Raw genomic sequence first — 22478 nt, forward strand, 5'->3', positions numbered from 1 at the left:
CTGTTATATCTGTCCTGACTTGCGGAACCATTCGCTGTCAGTGGTAGCTCGTACTGTGGCAGTGCCTGGCGTGCGCAAGCCGACCAGACGATAAGGCCGTTTGCGGTGGGGGGATGAGTACGGGTGGCTGGACGACAATGAGGCGGGGTGTGGACTTCACGGCATATGCTGACTGGCAGAAGGTTCTGGAGGGGGAGTTCTTCGGACCGGAGACGGACGGGCATCCTGTCGTCCTGTACGTCGACGACAAAGAGGCCGAAGTGCTACGGGGGCGCGCCGGGTTGGTGGTGCCGCTCCCTGACGCTGTGCGCAGCCTGCTTCTCCGGCACGAGGGTCGCCCCTATGCCGCCATCGAGGAGTACGCGACCGACCGCGCATCGGGCTGGGCGGTCCCTGCTCTCCTCCCGCTCCTTGCCTGCTCGGTTATCGCGGCTACCCGCATGGCGAACGACGGGTACCGCCGTGCGAACAATTACCACGACCACTTCTCCGAGCTGCTCACCGACCAGGCAGACGTCCTCAACTCGTCGCACTACAAGCCTGTCGCCGCGATGTGGCAGCAGCTGGCTACGTGGCAGCACGAGTCGGACACGTTCAAGGGCCTTTGCACGATTCCCTCTCCCGCCGATATACCGCACCATCAGGCACGCATCGGCTTCGCTCTCTCGCAGGCGGTCGTCCGTGGCACGGACCGACAGCTGCTGCCGCAGTACTTCGAGGTCATGCGCAACCGCAACCCCGCGGCGTGGCCCCTGCCCGGTGAAGTACTGGCGAACGGTGTCGAGCTCTGGGACCACGCGCGGCAGTTCTCCCCTGCCTTCCAGAAAGCACTGCACCACAGGGATCTGCGGCCCCTGGTCGCGCGCCTGCTGGGAGGACTCGCAAACGTATGGGACGGCTCGCCGGACTATGTGCCGAGTGGAACACCGCGGGGCCAGCTCCTTGTCCGCTACGAGAACCGCCGCCTGGGCTGGCTCGCGAAGTTCGGCCACCCGGGCGCTGCGCAGTACCGGCTGAGCTCTGGAGTTGTGTTGAGGCAGCTCGGCGACACCGAATACTACTCGGTGGACGGGCTGGAGCTTCCGTCCGACCGTGCGCTGCGCAGCGGTATCCAGATGCTGGGGGACGGCGTAGCCGTCAGCCGTGCAGCGTCGTCGCTTGTACTGCTGCGCCAGAACGAGTCCCTGGACTGCATGACGAGCGTGGACCGCTTCGTGCCCGGCGAGCAGCACATGATCTTCGCTGCTCCCGATGCTGTTGACGATGTGGAGAAGATCCTCCGCAAGGCTGCTTCGCCTGGAAGCAGCCGAGAGGCCGGACGGCTGACGTGGATGCCGCAGGGGTGGGCGCTCCACCGCAACGTCGTTTTCGATGACGCGATAACGCTGCGGCGGGCAATCCGTGATGTGCAGGGCGCGGTTCTCGCGGTGCAGCCGCCTCCTCAGTATCAGGCGTACTTGGAGGGCGGGCTGCGGCTGGCCCCCACGCTGTCGAAGAACCTCTACCTCGCTGGTGGCGGCGAGCCCGAACTTGTTCTTCCTGATGGTGCGTCCGGTCAAGCGGCGCTCGACGGAAAGCCTCAGGATCCGCCGTTCCGCCCCAGGGGCCTGCCCATTCCGCTCTGGCCGTGCGGCCTCGAGCACGGCGCGCATGTTCTGGAGGTGGAGGACCAGATCCTCACCTTCCGGACGTCCGACCGGGCACCCGACCTTCCCGAGGCGCAGGAGTCCTTCGGCTTCCCCACGGACGGCACGCGCGCTGAGGCCTTCGCGTCAGCGCCGACCTCCGGGGACCTGATTCGCGGAGCCGCGGCGGGCGGCGCAGGCGAACGTGCCGTGCCGCGGGTGCTGCTGTGCCGCAAGGGCGCGGAGGAGACGCTGTTCGTCTCGTCGGATGGGCGGGTGTGGCGTATCGAGGAGCCGGATACCCCGGCGTGGTGGCAGCGCCTGGAGCAGGCGCCGTCGGGATACCGCTTCGAAGTCGACCTGCGGGTCGGCGGCTGGCTCCTTCAGCTGCGGCAGGGCAAGTGGCAGGCGGAGGCGGCCCAGCCCGAGGCCCCGTCGTTCACGCCTGGGCCGCAGCACCGCAACTGGGCAGAAGCCGTCCTGGAAGCTGGTGGAGCCGGAAGTGGACCGCTTTGGGAGGCCTTCGTCGACAAGGCCAGGGAGGTCGCTTAGTGAACAGGATCGGGAACCTTCTGCTCCGCTGGGCCAGCGAGCTCGGCAGCGGGACAGTTGCGGACCTCCGGGCCGGCATCGTCCGGACGGCGCGGGTGCATGGCATGCGCCCGGCCGAAGGCGCAGACGGCCGGTGGCTGCGGGACGTCTCAGCCCTCGGCTACCTCGACGTCGACTGGCGAGCGGGGCGCTGGTCGGTGGCGCCGCCGGTCCTCACGCGCGTGCCCTTCTCCAACGGGCTCGCCGTCATCACAGGACGCCGTACAGCGGCCTTTGAGGAGGCTCTCGCAGCGGCGGTCGACGAGTGGGCCGAGCTGCACCGCACACGCAACGAGACGATGCCGCGGGACCTCGACGTCCCGGACACGCTCTACCTCGAGTACAACGAGGTCGAGGAGCTGCCCGAAGACGCGGAGCGGCTCGGCTGCACCTATGTGCCGTGCGCTGCACTGCAGTTGTTCTCCGTGCTGCCGGACATCGCGGAGGGAGCCCTCGCCGCGCCTCCCGCCCCGGGGAACATTCACACCGTGGAGCGCTATGACCCGGACATGCGGGAGTACATCCCTGTTGTGGACTACCGGGAGGACGGCCTTTACCGATGGCGCAGCGCTGACTGGGCGCGGCTCGTCCAAGTCCGCCGCGGCAGCAACTGGTTTAGAGTCGACCACGAATACGGTGTCTACCTGGAGCACGCCCGTCTCGGGGCGAGCGTGATGCGGTGGATGGCTGAGGGCGGGACGGGACGCGAACGGCTCGGCCGCCTGGCCGTCGATTGGGGCGCACCGCTCCCGCCGCTGCACGCACGCGCCGCGGTCCTGTGCACCGGCCTGCAGCCGCGTTTCAGCGAGGTGGCCGAGACCGCCCGCTACGACAATGTCCCGCTGGCCGCCGCGCAGCGGCTTGCGCAGTCCTTGAAGCAGGAACTTGGGATCGAGAAGCCCGCGGGGGCGGCTGGGGAGAAGACCGCACGATGACAGCGGGCACCAATGGCGAGACGGCCGCGCAGCGGGGAGCTGACATCCCCGGCACCTTCAAGGCGCTGCGCGAGACACTCATGCGCTATTACGACACGCCTTTCAGCGTCGACGACCGCTCCGTGATGCGTGAGCGCCGGAAGCTCCTCGACGCGGACGGCGGCGCCTGGCGCGAGCCTCTTCTCGAGCTCCGGCCGCAGTACCAGTCCTCGGGCCGGTCTCTTGCCGAGTCCTTCAAGGCCGCCGGTGCCCACAGGGATGCCGCGGAGTTCTCCACCTTCGTCCTCCCCGACGGTGTCGAGCAGCTTTACCGCCACCAGCACGAGGCACTGGTCACCGCCTGCGGCGAGCGGCGAGACTTTGTGGTGACTGCCGGCACCGGTTCCGGCAAGACCGAGGCGTTCATGCTGCCCATCATCGCCGACCTGGTTGCGGAGTCCGCGGAGTGGGTTGGGCAGGGCAGCGCCCAGGCGAAGTGGTGGCGGGGAAGCAGCGAGTACACGCCGAGTCGGCGCGGCGAGTCCGGGCACCCGGCCGCCATGAGGGCGCTGATCCTCTACCCGACCAACGCCCTTGCCGACGACCAGCTGGCGCGTCTGCGCCACGCCCTCGACAGCAACCGCGCCCGCCAGTGGTTCGACGCCCGCCGCAATGGCCACCGCTTCTACTTCGGCCGCTACACCGGCGCGACCCCGGTGCCCGGCAGCCAGGACTCCCGCCCTGCACTCGACCAGCTGCGCGAGTACATGAAGAGCTTGAGCGAGCGCGAGCAGCGGATGGGTGAGGACGTCCACGACTTCATCCCGCGGACTGGCGGGGCGGAGATGCACGCCCGCTGGGACATGCAGCACGCGGCGCCGGACATCCTCGTCACCAACTACTCGATGCTCAACATCATGCTCCTGCGCCAGCAGGAAAACGCGATCTTCGATGACACACGCCGATGGCTGCACGACACCCCAGGCGCGCGGTTCACCCTCGTCCTGGACGAACTTCACATGTACCGCGGCACCGCGGGCACCGAAGTGGCGTATCTTCTGCGCAAGCTGCGCCACCGGCTCGGGTTGGACAAGGCGCCGGAGAAGCTCCGCGTCCTCGCCGCCTCTGCCTCCCTCGATGCTGACCGGGATGCTGACTTCGTCGAGTCCTTCTTCGCGCTCCCGAAGGGTCGCCACAAGGTCATTCCGGGCTACCTGCAGCTTCCGGCGTCCCGTCCGACGGATCTGACGGCGCGTGCGGCGGACCTGGCCGCGTGGGCCGAGGGCGACCTGGACGCGGAGCAAGCCGACCGCTTGCTGAAGGACGGGGCGGCCGATGCCCTCGCCACCGCTCTTGCCCCCGGAGGAAATCCGCAGGCACTGAACCTCTCCGGGGCGGCAGAAAAGCTGTTCCCGGCGGTCGAGGAAGAAGAGGAGCGGAGCAAGGCGCTGCACGGGCTGCTCCGCGCCGTCTCTGCCTCAGACCTGGACGGGCTGCCGAAACTGCGCGCGCACCTCTTCTTCCGCAACATCGACGGCATCTGGGCCTGCTCCGACCCAGAGTGCCCCGATGTGCCGGACGCCGACCAGAAGGACCCCGACCGCCGCGTCGGACGGCTCTATGCCAACCCCACCCCCAGGTGCTCATGCGGTGCCCGGGTCCTCGAACTGCTCTACTGCCAGAACTGCGGCGACCTCATGCTGGGCGGCTACGCCAACCCCGAGGGCCTCGGAAGGAAGCTCTTCCGCGGCTCCCTGCACGCGGACTTCCCCGACTTCGATCTGCTGCCCGACGACGCCGACGGCGCCCCCAACGCCAATAACTACGTCGTGTACTGGCCGCGGCCATCGTCGCTGGGCACCGACAGCGCGCAGTGGACGGCGTCGGAGTCCGGGAAGGCCAGGGCCGTCTTCGAATTCCGGTCCAGCAAGTACCAGCCGGGAACCGGACGGCTTGCCAATGCCAAGGTCGGCTACACCGGCTGGTCCTTCCACGTCGTCCCCGACAAGGCGCCCGACGGCGGCAAGCCTGTGGATCTGCGCGGTCTGCGCGCTTTCCCGACGCGCTGTCCCGCGTGCGGCGACGACTGGGAGACCAAGCGGGCCCGCGATGCTAAGGGCGTATTCAAGCCCATCGGCCTGGAGAACCCGAAGCGCCTGCGCAGCGCACCCGTGCGGCGCATGCGCACCGGTTTCGACAAGCTCAACCAGGTCCTCACTACGGAGGCGCTGGGCCAGCTGCCCGATACCGAGCGCAAGATCATCGCGTTCTCCGACAGCCGTGACGATGCCGCGGAACTCGCCAGCGGCCTCTCACTGCGTCACTACCAGGACTTGCTCCGGCTCATGGCAGCCGACGTAGTGGAGGCACAGGGAAGCCCGTTCGCCGATCTCCAGCTGGTGAAGTCGTTCTACGCCAGGGAGCAGAATGTGGACAGGCAGGAGGCGCAGGCTGCGCACGCCCGCCTTCAGAGCCGCTATCCGCGTGATCTAGCCGACCTCAAGGCAATCCTCACCGACGATCTCGGCGCGGACCCGTCGAAGCAGCCTGAGCTCGAAGCAGTCCTGGGGCGGCTCCCGTCCCTGCAGGACCTCCGCTACGACCTCCGCGGCCGCCTCCTCGACCTCGGCGCCAACCCCGGTGGGCCCGCGGCGTCCCTCCAGGACAATGGCGCGGGCGCGCGGTGGACGAGTCTGTTCGACTGGGACGGGGACCGCGGCCGCAGGGCCGGCCTGACCGGCCAGCTGGAGGAGTTCCTCGGGAGGCTCGACGACAACCTGGGCCGCGAGTTCCTCGTGGGACTTTTCTCCGGCGCAGGGCGCGACTTTGAATCCCTTGGACTCGGCTGGCTGTGCCTCTCCGACGACCGCGACCCCGTCGAGCTGACCGCCGACTCGGCGAAGGCTGTCGCCCGCGGCAGCCTTCGCATCCTCGGACTGCTGCGCCGCTTCGCCGAGCACCGAGGCGGGCTCGTCAATCCGCCGGCCCTGCTCAAGCGCTACTGGGAGGAAGTCGCGTCCCGCACAGGAAGCGACTTCGGGGCCGTCAAGGACGACGTGCTGCAAATCTGGGGCAAGGCCGTCTCCGACTACACCATCGACCCTTCCAAGGTCTCCCTCCGGCAGGGCGGCGGCCAGGTGTGGATCTGCGGCGGCTGCCGCCGCCCGCATCTCCACCCCGGGGCCGGGATCTGCACCAAATGCCGCTCGGAACTCCCCACGGCGCCGCAGAAGTTCACCGGCACACTCAACGACGACTACTACGCATGGAAGGCGCAGACCCGCACCGGCGGCTTCCCCCTGCGCGCAGCCGAGCTGACCGGCCAGACCGACCGCATCGAGGCCCAGTCCCGCCAGGCGCGCTTCCAAGACGTTTTCCTCGGCGAAGACGACGTCGAGGCAACTGACAGCATCGACGTCCTCTCCGTGACGACGACCATGGAGGCCGGTGTCGACGTCGGCTCCCTCAACACCGTGATGCTGGCGAACATGCCGCCGACCCGCTTCAACTACCAGCAGCGCGTCGGCCGCGCCGGCCGCCGCGGCAGCCCCACGGCCATCGCCCTGACGGTGTGCCGAGGCCGCAGCCACGACGACCACTACTTCTCCCACCCCGAGGAGATCACCAACGCGCCCACCCCGAAGCCGTACCTCGCGCTTGGCATGCCCGGCATCTTCAAGCGGGTGCTGCTCGGCGAGGTACTGCGGCAGGCCTTCGCGTCGATCGACGTGGACAAGAAGGACGACCTGACGCGGAACGTCCACGGTCAGTTCGGACTCGCGCACGAGTGGGGCAGGTACAGCGCCAAAGTTCGGCACTGGGTCGCGAAGTACCCCGCCAAGATCATCTCCGCGGCCAGCGCCTTGCAGGCTGCCACTCCGGACGACGTGGCGAACATCGACGCCGTCGAATGCGTCAACGAACTCCTGGCGGACGTCGACCGTGTCGCAACCGCCGAGACCGGCCACACCGACCTGAGCCAACGGCTCGCCGAAGCCGGCCTCCTCCCCATGTTCGGATTCCCCACGCGCGTCCGCTACCTCTACACCGAGCGGCCCAAGCGGAACTACCCCTGGCCCCCGGCAGGCGCGATCGACCGCGACCTCGCCTTGGCCCTGAGCAAGTTCGCACCAGGCGCGGAGACGCCCCGAGACGGCCGCCTCTACCAGTCCATGGGCGTCGTTTCCTTCAAGCCCGGTGGCGGCCGCCCCGGCAGCCGACCGTGGGCTGAAGACAACCCCTTCGGTCCCGAGCAGTACGTCGTGATGTGCCGCCGCTGCGCCCACATCCAGCCCGTCAAGGGCGAGGACAACGGGGGCGGCACGTGCCCCGCCTGCGGTGCCGACGGCTTCACGCCTATCCCGATGCGCGAGCCGAAGGGCTTCCGTGCCGGAGAGCCGCGCGACTACGACGGCACGCGTGAGTGGGGGCAGGGCGGAGCCAGCGCACGCACCGCAGCCGACCTCGAAAAGGAGGCACCCCGAGTAGGGCGGGCTGCCGACGACTGGCTCATCGCCCACTGCGGTAGCGGCAACCGCTACTCGGTCAACAGCAACAACGGCCGCCTGCACCGATTCAAGAAGTCGCACAGCGACTGGGGAGGTTACTTCTGGGTCTCGAACCCGCGTGCTGAAGCGGACCTGGAGACAGCCCTGGGCGCCACCGAGCACACCGACATGCTCTTCATCGGAGCCAAGAAGGCCATCGACCCGAAGCGGGGCCTGCGCTTCGACCTGGCAGCCACTCCGCAGCTCGGCGGCTTTGCCGACACCTACCACGGCCGCCGCGCCGCCTGGTACTCCTTGTCGGCCCTCCTGCGGAAGGCCGCCGCACCATACCTGGACGTGCAGCCTGAGGAGCTCCTGTCAGGTATTCACGGCTCCTCGCTTGCGGCCTCGCCCGTCATGGCCTACCTGGCCGACAGCCTGGAGAACGGCGCGGGCTTCAGCACCCATCTCGGGGGCGCAGACCAAATCGACCACTTCCTGGACTACGTCGCCGGCTACCTGCCTGAACTCGACTCGCGCGAAGGTCACGCAGAGTTCTGCGCGGGCTCCTGCTACAAGTGCCTGCGCGACTACTCGAACATGCGGATCCACCCGCTGCTCGACTGGCGGCTCGCCGAAGACCTTCTCACTGTCCTGCAAGGCCACCCGCTCGGTGTCGACCTCGCCCGCCATGAGCGGCTGCTGCGCCGCTGGGCTGACGACAGCAGCGACCTCGACGCCAGCTACGTCGAGACCTCTGCTGGCCCCCTGGTCGTAGCGGAGTCGGAGTTTGAAGAAAAGCCCTTCGCCGTAATCGTCAAGCACCCCCTCGAATCGGCAGACGAGGATGCCATGGCGCCCCGCCTCCAGGAGTACGCGGACTGCGTGGAGAACGAAGGGATCGCGGACGGCATCGCCTTTGTCGACGCGTTCTGCCTCGACCGCACGCCTGCGGCGGTGACCGGCAGCCTCAAGCGCTTCGCTGAGGGGGATGAGTGACGACGGGAATGTCCTCACCCGCCCCGGGAAGCGCCGCAGGGCGGCCGTCCCGTGAAGAGCTCATCGCACGGGAACGGCAGCGCCGGATAGACCTGGCAGCCCAGCGGGCAGCCGAGAATCGCTCCCAGACGGGTGCTGGTCTGGCAGCCAGCCCGGCTGCGCGGATACCGGAAGGGGCGGTCCCGAAGCCCAGCGGCGCTCCCGCCGCGGTGCAGCACAGCGCCGTCCCCCAGGGCTTCGCCAGCGTGGAGTCTTGGAAGGCAGCTGCAGCTGCGGTTCAGGCGGTTGCTGAAGCCGCCGGCTGCCCTTCCCCTCAGCTCGAGCACCGGGTGGAGACCGTCAGTGCCGAGGAGATGACCAGGCAGGTCCTGTCCACCGTGCCCCTGCTGCCGCCCGTCACGGCTGTCGAGGCGCTCGTCACCGCCCGAGAGGTGCTGCCGGAGGTCCTGACCTCGCTGCTCGCCCAGCGAGCCCGCACCCTTCTCGACCGGCAGCCCTTCCTTCTGCCTGCGCGAGGCGTGGAAGAGGGTCACGGTGACTGGAGTGCCGCGGCCGACTCGACTTGGCAGCTCTACACCGACTACGAGCGGCTCAGTCAGCATGGCGCCCTCCCAGCCGAGGCGCAGGAGCAGCTCCTCGTCCGACTGCCCCTGCCGGTGGTCGACGACCTCATCGACACCGGAGGCATCACCAGCAAGGCCGTGCCGCACGACGGGCCGCGGTCCCTCTACCTCCAGGCTCGGCTGACGCCCGCCCGAGTGGACGACGCGGGACTGGACGCCCTGGGCTGGGACAGCGAGAAAGAGCGCAGGGCGTTCTGGCTGAGGCTCGCCCGAGGAGACATCGCGGTCCTTGACGAGCCGGGCTTCCGCGGTACGGACGAGCGCGCACTCGCTGCAGAGCTGCGCCAGATCGGTGCGTCAGGAGTGATCCCCGACGACTTTGCCGGGCGGGAGTGGCTGTGGTGTGCTTTGGAGAGGCTGGCCCCCCAGGCCCAAGTCGACCTTCGGCGCAGCAAGAGGTTCACGGGATGGTTCATGGTGCGGCGCCTCCACCGCACTCTGCTTGCTGCACACCGCGCTGAGCTCCAGCAGACCGGTAAGGCAGGCGCGCTCCTCCGGCGGGCTTGGGAAGAAGCCACTGCCCTCGAGCGCGTGTGGAGTGTGGCCAGCTGGGAAGCCAAGAATGTCCTGGCGTACCTCCTAGTGATCAACGGCGAAGGCGGCCCCCGCTACGACGAGGCCCTTGAAACGCTGAGTCCCGCGCACGTCCGGGGCGTGCGGGAGGATGCGCTCTCCAGCAGTGGCCGGGCTAACCTCGAGAGTAACCGTGCTGTCCTCCGGCAGCTCCAGCAGCGCTGGGAAGACGACCATGTCCTGAATCCGTACGTCGTTCTCGGTGTACGCGACCATGCGCCGGAAGCGGTGTGGAAGGGGCAGTGGCGGAAACTTAGAGCCGAGCTCGATGAGGACGGCGAGGCTGCGGTCAACCAGGCCAAGGACGCCATCCAGGCCCAGGAACGGGGCCATGCCGCCGTTCCCGTTTTCACGCTTGCTCTGATGCCGCAAAAATGGGCTGCGCCGGAGGCAGGTACCTCGCGCGGCATCCATGGTGCCGAACCGATGCCGCGGCACACCCAGTCGCCGACCCCGGACGAGCGGGACTTCGCGCGCACGGAGGCGGCCCGCGACATCGTCCGGGCGGCTTGCCGGGCTGCCGGTATCCCGATGGCTGCAGGAAGCAGCCCGCTCCCGTTCGACTAGCAAGTGAAGGAAGACGCATATGGGTTCCCCCAGCGGCAAAGGCGCGAGGGCGCGGGCATACGGCAAGGGCCAGGATGGTTCTCCCGGCGGTACGAACGGTAAGGCCAAAGGTCGTCGCGCACGCGAGAAGGCCAGATCTCAGGGCGCACGTCCCAACGAGTCGGCGCGGCCGCAAGGAGAGGGTGGCGCCCGACGATCTGGCGGGGTCGACCGTATCGGTGCCGGCCATCCGCGAGTGGGGCCAGGAACTTTCGACGCGGAGGCCCTCCTCTCCTCTGTCCTGGCCGTGGTTGAAGTGCGGCTTGAAGAGGGGTTCCGCGTACTGGAGGAGGCGCTGGCGGGCATCGGTGACCCTGCGTCAACGGCGGAGACTGCGCGGACGGCAGGACGCCAGATCGCTGATGCGGTGCGCGCCGGGGTCGTGGAAGGGATGAGGGTCCGTGACCGGCACCTTGCGCAGTTGGCTGTCATCGACCGCGCGGCAGCCCAGGCCGAGAACTTGAAGAACCTCCAGGGGCGGATCGGCAGCGAACTGGAGCTCGTCGGCCTCCGCCGCATCTCCGATCTTTCGGACCTGTCAGCATTCAATCTTGTGGAAGCGACCGGTTCGCAGGTTGCGGCGCTTCCGGAAGGCGATGCGTACGAACTAGTCAGCCCTGCCTATATGGATGCCCATACTGGACGGACCGTGGAACGCGGATGGATCCGTCGCTCCCCGCGGGGACAGACCGAGGAGCCTGGAGGAAAGCGCCACGGCAGGAGCTCGCGCCCGCACCGCGAGGGTAACGAGGCCCCGCTCGAGGATAGTTCGGGCCCGCTGCTCTCGCCCACTTCAGCCGATCGGGAGGCAGGGACGGCCCGGGCACTTGAGAGCCGCGAACAAGGTCTCGCGGAAGACAAGTCCCTTCCACTGGTACAGGACGAGGACGCGCCAGTAGCAGAGTCGCGCCACGGCAATCACTCTGGACCGCAGGTTTCGGACACCAGCGCATCCGACCCCAGGAGCCAGCACGTGGCGGAGAAAGGCGAAGCGAAGCCCGCATGCGCCGCAGCTTGGGACGAAGACCAAGAAAGCCGAGGAAGCGGGACAGGTCTCCACGGTGAAAGCCCACGTAGAGTGCGCGCACCAGGCGCCATCGGCGACGTGCGCCTATCGGGTGCCGCCTATTCCCGGAAGCTCCTTGCCAAACCGCAGGAAAAGAACGATGAGGCACCGTGGAGGACGAGTTGACGTTCGGTATTGACTTCGGCACCAGCAACTCCGTGGTCGCCTGGTCCGACGGCGAGCGCACGGAGACCGTGCCTGTGGACAGCGGCAACGTTCCCGCGCAGTGGCGCCAACCGGAGTTCGAAGAGCTCTTCCCCTCGGTGCTTTCCGTTCGGGAACCGCAGCGCACGCTGTGCTTCGGGTGGGAGGCCAAGACCACGCGGGGAGAGCCGGTCGATGCAGTCAAGCGCATGCTGGGGACCCGGTCGGCGGCCACGGAGCAGAGCATCGCCGGAGCCCCCGCACTCGAGGAGCACCATGTGTGGCTCGGCGGGGAGCCGTTCCGGAGCACCGCAGCCGCGTCATCCCTGTTCTCGCGCATGAAGGCGGCGGCGGAGCAGAGCTTCTTCGACCTCTCGGAAGCGGTAGTCACCGTGCCGGCCAACGCGACGGGCGGCGCGCGCTACCGGACGCGTGCCGCGGCGCGGCTGGCCGGTATCAAGGTCCGCGCCCTGCTCAACGAGCCGACCGCGGCTGCCATCTCGTACCTCGACACTGTCGCCATCGATACCGCGGGTAAGTTCCTGGTCTTCGACTGGGGCGGCGGCACCATCGACGTGACCGTCCTCAAGTACGAGGACGGGTACCTCGAGGAGCTCTCGTCCCGCGGCATCGCTGCCCTCGGCGGTCTGGAGTTCGACGAGGCCCTGGCCAGAATCGTCCTTGAGAAGCTCGGCCACATACCCGAGAAGTTGAGCGTCTGGGAGCGCAACCGCTGGCGCAGGGACGTCGAGCTCGCCAAGGTCGCCTTCTCCCGTACGGACATCACGTCGGTCCCCATCGATATCCCGTCGGCCGGAGCGTCCTTGACAGTGTCGCGCGAGGAGTACATCACTGCCGTGGCACCTCTGATCGAGAAGGCCATGGAGCCGCTGCAGCAGTGCCTCAAGGACGCCGGCATCAGCCCAGACGGCATCGACACCGTACTGATGATCGGCGGCACTTCACAGATTCCGGAGGCCAGGCAAGCCGTGGCAAGCATTCTGGGAGCCGACAAGATCATGCCTCCGGAGATCTGCCACCCGATGACTGCCGTCGCGCGCGGTGCCGCTATCTACTCGGCAGCCCTGGACGACCCCGAACGCCGGAATCACTTCAGCCTAGTGACCAACTACGACCTGGGGGCCGCGTTCGCCGCAGGGCCACGCAAGGGTTTCCAGCCCATCATCCGCCGAAACCGTACACTTATCGCAAAGGGGCAGAAGCGCTTCTCCCCATCCCGGCCGAACGCTGCATCAGTACAAGTCGAGATCATTGAAGGCGAGGCCGGCTACCCCGCGGACAGTGACCGCTCATTCCCACTCGGCCGTCTCGACGTCCGCCTTCCCAAGCCCGAACGGGACCCGGAGGACAACGCGGTACTCGTACAGTTCCGCTACGACCACAGCGGCATCCTCGCCGTGAAGGTCACCCACGAGGCTACGCAGAAACCCCTTGCAGAAGGCGAGATCGACTCCTTTGGCGCCGACGGCACACCCCTCCAATCCGGTCTCGACAGTGAACTCGCCCGCCTGATGGACCATATGGATTCACCCTTTACAGGCACGCCGCACGAGCCAGCGACCACTCATCCCACAGGCATTGTCCTGGGCATCGGGGCTGACACAGCCCTGGCGCCGGGGCCCGACGCTGATCTCTCGGTGAATGGGGTTGCGCAGCAGAGACTGTGACGACGCAGGACGCGCTGCCGTCGCGGAAGCCGATGGCGGTCTCTGCCAATCGGCGGCGCGGAAGCGCTAGGCGTCACGTGCCCCAGGGTGCCTCTGCCGGAGTCAAGCCGAGCAATGCTCAGGACTTGTGGATCAGCTCCTCTGGAGGACGCGCGAAGGGCATACCTTCCCGAGTGAGTGATCGTCAAGTCACCGAGTAGGCCCGCGCTGCGAACGCGGGTCGGGAGGGCACGCCCGTGCTCAGCGTAGTCAATGAAGACGGCACCACCGAGGCCGGTTCCCTGATCGACGAGATCGTCCGCGAGGGTGCTCGGCGGATGCTGGCCGCCGCTCTGGAGGCGGAGGTAGACCAGTACATAGCCGAGCTCGCCGGGCAGCGTGACGAGGCCGGTCGCCGCCTGGTGGTCCGCAACGGCCGGCACCGGCCGCGGACCGTTACCACGGCTGCTGGGCCGGTCGAGGTGGCCGCCCCGCGCGTGAACGACAAGCGGGTCGACGAGACGACGGGTGAACGTCAGCGGTTCTCCTCGAAGATCCTGGCGCCGTGGTGCCGGAAGTCCCCGAAGATCAGCGAGGTGCTGCCGCTGCTCTATCTCCACGGCCTGTCGTCGGGCGACTTCGTGCCCGCGATGGAACAGTTCCTGGGCTCCTCGGCCGGGCTGTCGCCGGCCACGGTGACCCGGCTGACGCAGCAGTGGACCGCCGACCACGCCGCCTTCCAGCGCCGTGACCTGGCCGAATCCGACTACGTCTACGTCTGGGCCGACGGCGTCCATCCCAAGATCCGCTTGTCCCAGACGCACTCCTGCCTCCTGGTCCTGATGGGCGTCCGCGTCGACGGCACCAAGGAACTCATCGCGATCACCGAGGGCCTGCGCGAGTCGGCCGAGTCCTGGGCGGACCTGCTGCGCGACTGCCGACGTCGCGGGATGCGCGACCCGATGCTCGTGGTCGGCGACGGCGCGATGGGATTGTGGAGGGCGCTGGCAGAAGTGTTTCCGCAGGCCAGGCACCAGAGGTGTTGGGTTCACAAAACAAGGAACGTCTCGAACGCGCTGCCGAAGTCCGCGCAGCCCGGCGCGAAGAAGGCTTTGCAGGAGATCTACAACGCCGAGGACCGTGCGCACGCCGAGAAGGCGTACGGCGCGAAGTTCCCCAAGGCCGTCAAGAAGATCACCGGCGAGGTCGACGAGCTGCTGGCGTTCTACGACTTCCCCGCCGAGCACTGGGTCCATCTCAGGACGACGAATCCGATCGAGTCGACCTTCTCCACCGTGAAGCTACGGACCAAGGTCACCCGCGGCGCCGGCAGCCCGGCCGCAGCCCTCGCGATGGTGTTCAAACTCGTTGAGTCCGCCCAGGCCCGCTGGCGAGCGGTCACCGCACCCCACCTCGTCGCCCTCGTCCGAGCCGGCGCCCGCTTCGAGAACGGTCACCTCGTCGAACGAGACGACACCCTCGCCGCGTGATCCACCTCAACTTACTCGAGTCAAGCCCCGGATTCCCGCTGCGAAGAAGGCGGGCTCCAGCAGGAACCCGAGCGCTGCTGCCTGCCCCAACTGTCTGTCTCCGGCCTGGCGTTCCCTGGATGTCTTGCACACCACGAAGACGACCGCCCGCCTGATCACCGGACCGCTGCGTCGGCACTACGCCTTGGTTTTCGCGGGGGAACCCAGCCGCTGGCCCGCGCCGCCTCCCAGGCCCGGCTGACCGGAAGGGACGCCGCATGGGCACACCGCGGATGAGGACGACCGCGGGCACCGCTGCACCGAACGCCCACGATCCGCACCCCACCCGCTGACGGCGAGCGTGGAGATCCGGCCGCTGGAGCGGCGCTTGGCCGGCTGTGAGGGGGCGGGAGGCCTCTTGGAGCGGTTGCCAGGTGCTGGGGCGCGGCAGACGCCCGAGCGGCGGCTGACCCACCGCGGCACGCCGAGGAAATGGCGCGGATCGCGGCCCGGGAGATGTGTTCGAACAGTGGGTGCAGGATACGCAACACCCGACAGCGTGCGCAGGCAGGGTTGGCAGCTGCTGCCAGATGTGTACCCCGAAGTCTATCTTCGGCACCTGGCGCACGGCGCGTACGGCACTTGCCCACGCGAAGATCCGGGCAATCGGCGAGCAGGCCACGGCCGCCCTCAAGTCCTGGCGCCTGCTTTGGAAGTTGCGCTGCTCCACCACCCGGATCACCGCACTCGTACAAGCCGTCCTCACACTCCCACTCGCCTCAGCCTGAAGTTGGAAAGAGCTCAATGTGTCACTGCGCAGGCGCCTCGACGATCGCGGCGTCGAGGTGGCTGGAGTCTTTCGCCTGGAAGCGGACGAGACGGCGGGACGAGTCGTTGGCTGCCTTCGGCGGGATCAATGTGAAGGCCATAACCAGCTTGGCCGGATCGGCCTTCTTGTCCCGCGAGACCGCGGCCTCGACGTCTGCGATGCCCATCCCTTCCACGACCGGGTAGAGCAGGACGACGCCGGTGTTCCGTCCGACAGGAGCCCCCGGAGCGGACATCGAGGCCGGACTGGCAGCCGCATCGATCAGCCATTGGGCTGCCGCGCGGTGCTCGAGGCCTGCGATCCGCCCGAAGGAGGGCTTGTCAGGCTGGCGACTCCGCCGTACGAGCGAGAGCGGCACCGAGTCCAGCACGTACGCCTCGACCCGGTCCTTGCCTGCAAGCTGCGGAGCGATCAGCAGCCAGTCGTCGACCTTCGCGAGGGTGCCGTCCAGCTGTGCCAGGTAGCTCAGGTGCGGCTGGAAGATGCCGTCCCGCTCCCACTCGAGCTGGCTGAGCACCGAGATCAGCTCGGGGTGGCCGACCCGGGCCGTCAGTGCCGAGAAGGCCGTGCCCGGTGCGCCGTCAGCCTTCGGCGGGCTGGTGAAGGAGGCAGGCTGCGCTGACAGGGCGCCGAGCAGAGGGCGCCACCGCTCAGTGTTCCGCCGCAGGGCCTCGGGGTCCATCGGGTAGGCGGCGGGCTCGATGGGCCTGCCCGGGGAGCGCACCTCGACGAGCTCTGCGTTGAACATCTTGTTCCGCGCGGAGGGCATGACCCAGGAGAGGTGCTGGGCGACCAGCGGCGGGACCTGGGCGGGCGTGAGCTGGGGCTTGCCGTCGACCGTCACCGCGTACTGTGCCAGCTGCTGCCGGAAGAGCTCCTCATCTCGGCAGACCGCCTCGAACGCCTCGTAGAGGTCAGCCGATGCCGTCTTCGTCAGCGGCTCCTCCCGCCCGATGTACAGGCGTACGAGATCGCGGTAGCCCGGCCGGAAGCCGAACCAGCGGCCCATTTGCATCAGGGTGTCCGCCTGGCGGGTCGTCCGGCGGTAGTAGGTGGTAGTCAGCCCCTCGACGGTGAATCCACGGGACAGCTTGGTACCGCCGACCAGGATCTTCCAGATGTTCGGCGTGCGGTCGAAGTCGAGGTCGAGCTGCTGGAAGTACTTGTCGGAGTCGCCATTGACGATGATGACGGGGTTGCCGCCCTTACCGATCAGCTGGCGGGCACGGCTGACGTACTGACGCAGTTCCTCATAGGAGGCGGGGTTGGGAAGGTCTGCGGCGCGGGCCTGGGAGACCGGGGCGAAGTCGGCGGCCCAGAGGGCAGCAAGGCGGTTGTGCCCGTCCGCGGAGGCGTAGCCGGCCTGGTGCCACATGGTGTTGATGCGCAGCGCAAGGGCGGCGTGGTCATCCATTTTCACGGACTCGTGGACCAGCATCGTGTGGTGGCGGAACGGCTTTTGGGATACCCCGCGGTCTGCACGGTAGAGCTTCAGGGCGCCGCTGAGCACGAAGGCGTCCATCGCCTCCTGCAGGCGATCACTGCTTCCGTTGGAGATGCCCCGCACATGCGCCTCCTCCTGCGAGTTGGCGACCGTGCGCTCCCCGGGCTCCAATGCGGAGTCAAGGTCGTGGAAGTCCTGGACTCCCATATAGCCCTCGGGGCGCGGTAGGGAGATGAGGAAGTCGCTTGGGAAGATGTCCTCGGCGTCCCCGGGGTCGACGAAGACGTTTGCGAACGGCGTCGCTGTGTAGCCGACGTACTGGGCGCGGGGGAGCAGACTCAGTAGCTGCGAGAGGAGGCCGTTGATGGCGGTGCGCTCCGTGGCGTCCTTCTCCCACTTCTTCGGGTCGGAGGTGTTCACGGAGGCCTGGTCGGACTCGTCGTCGATGATCAGGGCAGGCAGCTCGCCGAGGATGCCGTGGATCTGCTTGAGGTCCTTGACCAGCTTCGTCAGCACAGCCTTGTTCTTCTTCACAACCATCACGCGCGCCGCAGCCCAGTGCAGGTTAGCCGGGTCGTACAGCGGTAGCGTCGGGGTGCGCTTCTCGAACTCCAGCGCCTTGATGCCCTGTGCAAGGCTCATGTAATCCTTGTCGCGCGTAGTGAGCCGCTCGATGTCGAAGGCCTGCAGGGCCGAGGGGCGTCCTCCGTGGCACACGAACTCGTCCCAGTCCGCGTCATCGCCTACGTAGTCGATGCCGACGAGGGTGTCCGGATCAGCGGGGTCGGCGCCGCGCAGGATGTTCTCCTGGCCGATCAGCTCCATGTCGAGGCGGCGCTGCGTCTGGGTGCGCAGGAGGTTGAGCGTGCCGCCGAGGACGATGACCAGGCGGTAGCCAGCATCGAGTGCTTTTGCCGTGACGCCGGTGAAGTTCGCCGTCTTTCCGGACTGCACGTAACCGACGACCAGGCCTTTCGCCTGACGGCGGGCTGCCTGCTCGGGATCGGTGAGGCGCTCGACAACCGCGCGGCTGGCCTCGTGCAGGCTCGCGATGGCCGCCTCGGACCAGCCCTTGCTGCGGAGCTTGGCCTCGTAGGCCCGCCAGTAGAAGGAGCGGGCCGCCGCGCGCTCGGGGGTGTACCAAGGGATGTGCTCGCGGGCGATGACAGTGGCACCCGCCATCTTGGCGACCGGCACGGCCGTATCGAGGGCCTTGCGCACAGCGTCCCCGAACTGGAGGCGGTCGTAGACCGCGGCGCGGCGCTCATCGGTTCTCGCCCCTGTGTCCGTCGCCCAGTCGGCGTCCTCCACGAAGTCCCAGTTCGTGAGGGCCTTGGCCCAGGCTGCGGCCAGCGCTCCGCCTCCTGCCTCGCCCTCAGCAAGCCGGGAGCAGAACGCCTCCTCGCTGAGGTCGGCGTGGGGGAGGTCCTCATCGGCGAGGGCCGCGGCCAGCTTGTCGAAGGGCCGGGGTTTCACCTCCATGGCGGCCAATGCAGAGGTGTGGATTTCCAGAAGCGCGTCGCTCACTGCGGTTCTCTTCTCGGGGAGGGGTCGGCCTGCCCACGGGAGGGGGCGGCCGGATCGCGGTGTGTCAGGAGGAGTTGCGCAGGCGGCGCTCGCGCTGGGCGTGCACCGACGCCAGCAGGATGCTGTTCCAGTACTCGATACGGTCGGCCCGCTTCTTCTCCCAGCGGCCGAGTCCGAAGCAGTCCTGGAGCAGCAGGTACATCAGCGTCTTGGTGACGGGCGCATCGTTGGAGCCGCCGCGCCTGCCGTCGTTGAAGTCCTCCCTGAACGCCTTGTTGAGGAGGATTGCGTGGTTGTCCCGGTCAAGGTCGAAGAACTGGTCTTCGGGCAGCGCCGCCCACTCCATGCTGATGGGCTCCTCGCCGCCCTTGAGCGGGAGCTCCTCGGCTACCGACCGCTTGACCTTCGGGTCGAAGCCCTTGCCAGGGGCGATGACCGATGGCCGCTCGACGGCAGAGCGCGAGGCGCCCTCCCGGTATGCAGCCTCAGCGTCCGCGAGGTAGGTGCCGAATACGGTGCCTGCGGCATCGGCCGCCTTTTCCACGCCACGGGTGAAGGCCGGCGTGACCTGGACCCCGTCCTTCTTCACGGCGAGGCTGAAAACCTTGTCTCCGTCGGCGGGGAGGTCCACCGCGATGCGTGCCAGCGCCAGGTGCCCCTCGGGGCTCCTCAGGTTGTTCCAGCCGCCGGCCTGTACGAGCCGGTCGTTGTGGTAGAAGTAGAAGCCCTGCCGCTCGTTGAGCGGCCCGATCTGGCGGAAGCCGGCCTGCTTCGACTTGGCGGGCCAGATGTGCGCCTCCAGCCGGACGTCGCCCGCGCCTTCGACTGGCGCGGTGAACGTCTTCGGGTAGCCGGCCTTGCCCGGCACCTTGTAGCCGAACGGGTCCAGTGGATCCACGCTGATGTGGTCCGTCTCCTCGCCGGTCTCCACGTCCCATACAGCGATGTCCAGCCTGAGCCCGCTGCTGAGGAATCGGTGCAGATAGAGGCCGAGGTGGATCTCCAGCCGGGATATCGCCTCCGACAGGAACTGCTCGCTCTGGCCGGTGGCGACAGTCTCGAAGGCACGGACCCGGTCCCAGCGCACGATCGTGCCGTGCCATTCGATCAGCCCGTCGTACACGTCGATCTGCTGCTGTGCGAACTCGGGGTCGACTGTGTCGCAGCGGAAGCTGTCCTCGATGCCTTCCGCGGTGAGTTTGCGACCCGCTGCAGGGCTGCGCTTGGTGCGGCTGATGACTGTGAGGGAGCGGGCGTGCGACAGGGAGGCGGCCTTGAGCCCGGTGCCGTACATCCCTAGTGCACGGCCTCCGTAGTTGCGGCGGCGGCCGACGGTCATCGCGCTGTCGAGGCCTGCGTGGTCCATGCCCTGGCCGTTGTCGAGCACCAGCAGCGAGACGATGCGGTCGGCGTCGCGCAGGAAGTGCACCACGACTGAATCAGCGCCGGCATCGATCGAATTGTCGACGAGGTCCGCTACGGCGGTCTCGAAGCTATACCCCTGGTTCGTCAGAGCCTTGGCGTATCCGGCATCCGGTGGGAGGCGGGTGCTGTCGGTGGTGGGCACGTCGTACTGCCAGCTGGCAGTGAGTGAGGCAGAGTGGGACATGAGTGAGCGGGTCCTCGTTCGAGCATAGAAGTGCTGTTGATCGGATAGCCCTGAGCCGCCGGAGCCTCTGCCGCCGCCGCGTCGCGTGGCCGAGGCAGAGGCTTCAGCGGACCGTGCAGGGGCTGGCTATTGCTTCCGGCCGAGGTTCCACGCAACGACATCGAGGATGCGCAGCAGCGGGACGCTGTCCGGGGCCTCGGTGCGCAAGGCCTGCCACACATCCAGCTGGCCATCGAGGTCGGCGGCGATGCATGCGGCGAGCGAGGAGAAGAACTCCGCGTCAGGCCGCGTGGGGTCGGGCTGCATCGGGAAGTGGTCGTCGGTGCTCCAGTAGCAGGCCTTGACCTGGCTGTCGAAGAGCGGGATGAACAGCGGCCGCTTCCGATGGAGGACCTTGGTCAGCATGGTCAGCTGCACGCCGGGGACCTTGCCAGGGGCGTCCAGGACTGCGATCAGCGGCTCGAGCAGCTTCTTGTGGCTGTCGTCCGCTACTGCCTCTTGGAGGGTGAGCCCGAGCGGGATGGCTGCGAGGCCGTCCTGGAGGGCGGCCCTGACGGCTTGAAGCGAGAACACCCCGCGAATCGAGGGGCCTGCGTTCAGGAGGAGAGGGGCGAGGAGGTCGCCATCGTTCAGCTCGTTCGGGCCGCTGCCCGTTGCCATCTGGTCGTACACCGGGTAGGCGTACGGCTTGTTCCTCGTCGCAGACGGGTCCCGGTTCGCGGCCTCGTCGAAGTACGAGCGTATCCACCCTGCGGCCGTGTCCAACCCGACACTGCGACCGCCTACGCTCAGTTTGCTGGTCAAAGCCCCCCCTGTCCGTCCCGCCCGGAAGGGGGGATCGGTGCGACTTCAAAGTCAACTCAGTGTTCTGGGAGATTGGTCAAACGAGTTTCCCTGGTGGCCAATTATGCAGCGTGGCCAGACGCCGAGCGCCGTTAACTCCGGATTTCTCTCACTACTTTTCACCCCTCACAGGTACAGGGGACGCGAGTACCCAGAGGGTAGGAGAGGCCGTGGACGTCAGCCGGTGGCCACAGCGCCTGCTGATTGGCCATGCCATGCGCGCGGGTGCCGCAGCCTCTCAGCTGAACGACGCCTGGAGCCACGACCGCACCGATTCGGGTGAGGCGTATCCCCGAGACCGGAGCAGGGCCACGATGTCCTTCCCGCACATCAGCACCACAGGGTGCCGGTCCTCGCGTACCTCCTGGTAGACCTGCCGATTGAAGAACGAAGTGGTGACGAAGACCCCGAACTGGCGGTTCTTCAGCCTGGAGATCAGGCGGGACATCTCCCGCACCCCTACGGAGTTGCCCGGGCCATAACACTTTGCTTCCAGGGCGAATTCAACGGCCACTGGGTCGGACTGGGGTCCCAGAAGGTATTCGCCTACGGCATCCCGGCCGCCGTCGCGGCTGGGGGGCGTGAGCTCCGTGTGTCCTGTCGCCGGCGCCTGCATGCGCCATAGCTCCAGGGCGCAGGCCTCGAAATCGTGGTAGCGCCCGTTGAAGAAGCCGGTGACCTCCTGCAGGATTGCCTGGCCCGCGGCGTCTGGCGCCTGCTCCGCCGGAGTGCGGATGATGGTGGTGGCTGGAGCCGCAAGCGCGGTATACCTGCGGCCCGCAACCCAGTCCTGCCAGGGCTGCGGCGCCCCGGCGCCAGCGGGCTCGCCCTTGAGCAGCCCGTTGATCCAGTCGCGCTTTATGGTCCCGATGTCAAGGACGGTGAAGACGGCCCGGTAGTTCTGGAACCGGTGGCCCCCGGTGCTCCGCCAGATTGCCACCAGGTCCTCGTCTGCGGCGACGCCTTCGGCGCCCGGGGCCAGGAGGCCTCGGAAGCGCACATCGCGGCCCCTGGGACCGTCCTTCTCGAAAAGCAGGAACGGAGGGACAGCGGCGCGGTCCTCGGCAGTCCCGTGGGCCGACGCAAAAACGTCCCGCAGCAGCTGATTGCCGCGACGGCTCGTGTCGTGGAGCTCGTGCCCGGGTCGGCGGTTGTCTCCGTAGTAGACGAACCGCCCCGTCTGGATGTCCAGCTCGTCCGGCCAGTCGGGGTTCGTGCCTGTCGTGTAAAGGATCGCCAGTCTCACCGCGCGCTGCTGCGGCGACCCGGCGTACCGGAAGCCGCCCTGGTTGCCCACCCCCTGGAAGATCTTGCTGATGGGATCGTCGGCGGTGTTCCCCGCTGATCCGCCGGCGTACACGGCATCGACTGTCAGGTCGGCATCGGCCAGTGCAGAGAACGACACAGCGGCCGAGGAGGGTTCGATCACGCCCGGAGGATAAGCGGTGGGTATGACAACAGC

The 22478-nt window shown here is 67.9% G+C and carries 11 protein-coding genes and 1 pseudogene; 8 read left to right on the plus strand and 4 right to left on the minus strand.

The window, feature by feature from the left end:
- The first annotated feature begins 149 nt into the window (after positions 1-149).
- The 8 genes and pseudogenes from RV983_RS34235 to RV983_RS34270 form a co-directional block, all read left to right on the plus strand.
- Positions 150-2177: a hypothetical protein gene (locus RV983_RS34235; protein ID WP_475989595.1), complete on the plus strand. Its 2028-nt coding sequence runs from the start codon at positions 150-152 to the stop codon at positions 2175-2177.
- Positions 2178-2281: 104 nt separating this feature from the next.
- Positions 2282-3151, plus strand: a complete 870-nt coding sequence (locus RV983_RS34240) for a hypothetical protein (RefSeq protein WP_475989596.1) — start codon at positions 2282-2284, stop codon at positions 3149-3151.
- Positions 3148-8616, plus strand: coding sequence for a DEAD/DEAH box helicase (locus RV983_RS34245; protein WP_475989597.1), 5469 nt, complete (start codon positions 3148-3150; stop codon positions 8614-8616). The genes RV983_RS34240 and RV983_RS34245 overlap by 4 nt, the downstream gene beginning before the upstream one ends.
- Positions 8617-8969: 353 nt before the next feature.
- Positions 8970-10379: a hypothetical protein gene (locus RV983_RS34250; protein ID WP_475989598.1), complete on the plus strand. Its 1410-nt coding sequence runs from the start codon at positions 8970-8972 to the stop codon at positions 10377-10379.
- 286 nt (positions 10380-10665) lie between these two features.
- Positions 10666-11610 carry a hypothetical protein gene (locus RV983_RS34255; RefSeq protein WP_475989599.1) on the plus strand — a complete coding sequence of 315 codons (945 nt, stop codon included), beginning with the start codon at positions 10666-10668 and terminating at the stop codon, positions 11608-11610.
- Positions 11595-13316, plus strand: coding sequence for an Hsp70 family protein (locus tag RV983_RS34260; protein ID WP_475989600.1), 1722 nt, complete (start codon positions 11595-11597; stop codon positions 13314-13316). The genes RV983_RS34255 and RV983_RS34260 overlap by 16 nt, the downstream gene beginning before the upstream one ends.
- Before the next feature lie 236 nt (positions 13317-13552).
- Complete coding sequence (locus RV983_RS34265; protein ID WP_475989601.1) at positions 13553-14785, plus strand: IS256 family transposase; 1233 nt, start codon at positions 13553-13555, stop codon at positions 14783-14785.
- 623 nt (positions 14786-15408) lie between these two features.
- Positions 15409-15552, plus strand: a pseudogene (locus RV983_RS34270) (IS5/IS1182 family transposase); the annotation flags it as partial.
- A gap of 21 nt (positions 15553-15573) precedes the next feature.
- On the opposite strand, the gene RV983_RS34275 reads toward RV983_RS34270, so the two are convergent.
- From RV983_RS34275 to RV983_RS34290, 4 genes are all read right to left on the minus strand, one after another.
- Positions 15574-18564: a Z1 domain-containing protein gene (locus RV983_RS34275; protein ID WP_475989602.1), complete on the minus strand. Its 2991-nt coding sequence runs from the start codon at positions 18562-18564 to the stop codon at positions 15574-15576.
- Between the two features lie 64 nt (positions 18565-18628).
- Entirely contained in the window at positions 18629-20173 is a 1545-nt protein-coding gene (locus RV983_RS34280) for an ATP-binding protein (protein ID WP_475989603.1), read from the minus strand.
- 126 nt (positions 20174-20299) lie between these two features.
- A complete protein-coding gene (locus RV983_RS34285) occupies positions 20300-20938 on the minus strand; it encodes a DUF6308 family protein (RefSeq protein ID WP_475989604.1) in 639 nt (212 codons plus the stop codon).
- A gap of 316 nt (positions 20939-21254) precedes the next feature.
- Positions 21255-22445, minus strand: coding sequence for a restriction endonuclease (locus tag RV983_RS34290; RefSeq protein WP_475989605.1), 1191 nt, complete (start codon positions 22443-22445; stop codon positions 21255-21257).
- Positions 22446-22478 lie beyond the last annotated feature (33 nt).

This window comes from Streptomyces sp. RLA123, from assembly GCF_056270165.1.

Bases quoted from the DNA above. Each gene is read 5' to 3' on its own strand.
- RV983_RS34240 (WP_475989596.1), top strand. From the start codon at position 2,282: ATGCGCCCGGCCGAAGGCGCAGACGGCCGGTGGCTGCGGGACGTCTCA.
- RV983_RS34245 (WP_475989597.1), top strand. From the start codon at position 3,148: ATGACAGCGGGCACCAATGGCGAGACGGCCGCGCAGCGGGGAGCTGAC.
- RV983_RS34250 (WP_475989598.1), top strand. From the start codon at position 8,970: ATGACCAGGCAGGTCCTGTCCACCGTGCCCCTGCTGCCGCCCGTCACG.
- RV983_RS34280 (WP_475989603.1), bottom strand. From the start codon at position 20,173: ATGTCCCACTCTGCCTCACTCACTGCCAGCTGGCAGTACGACGTGCCC.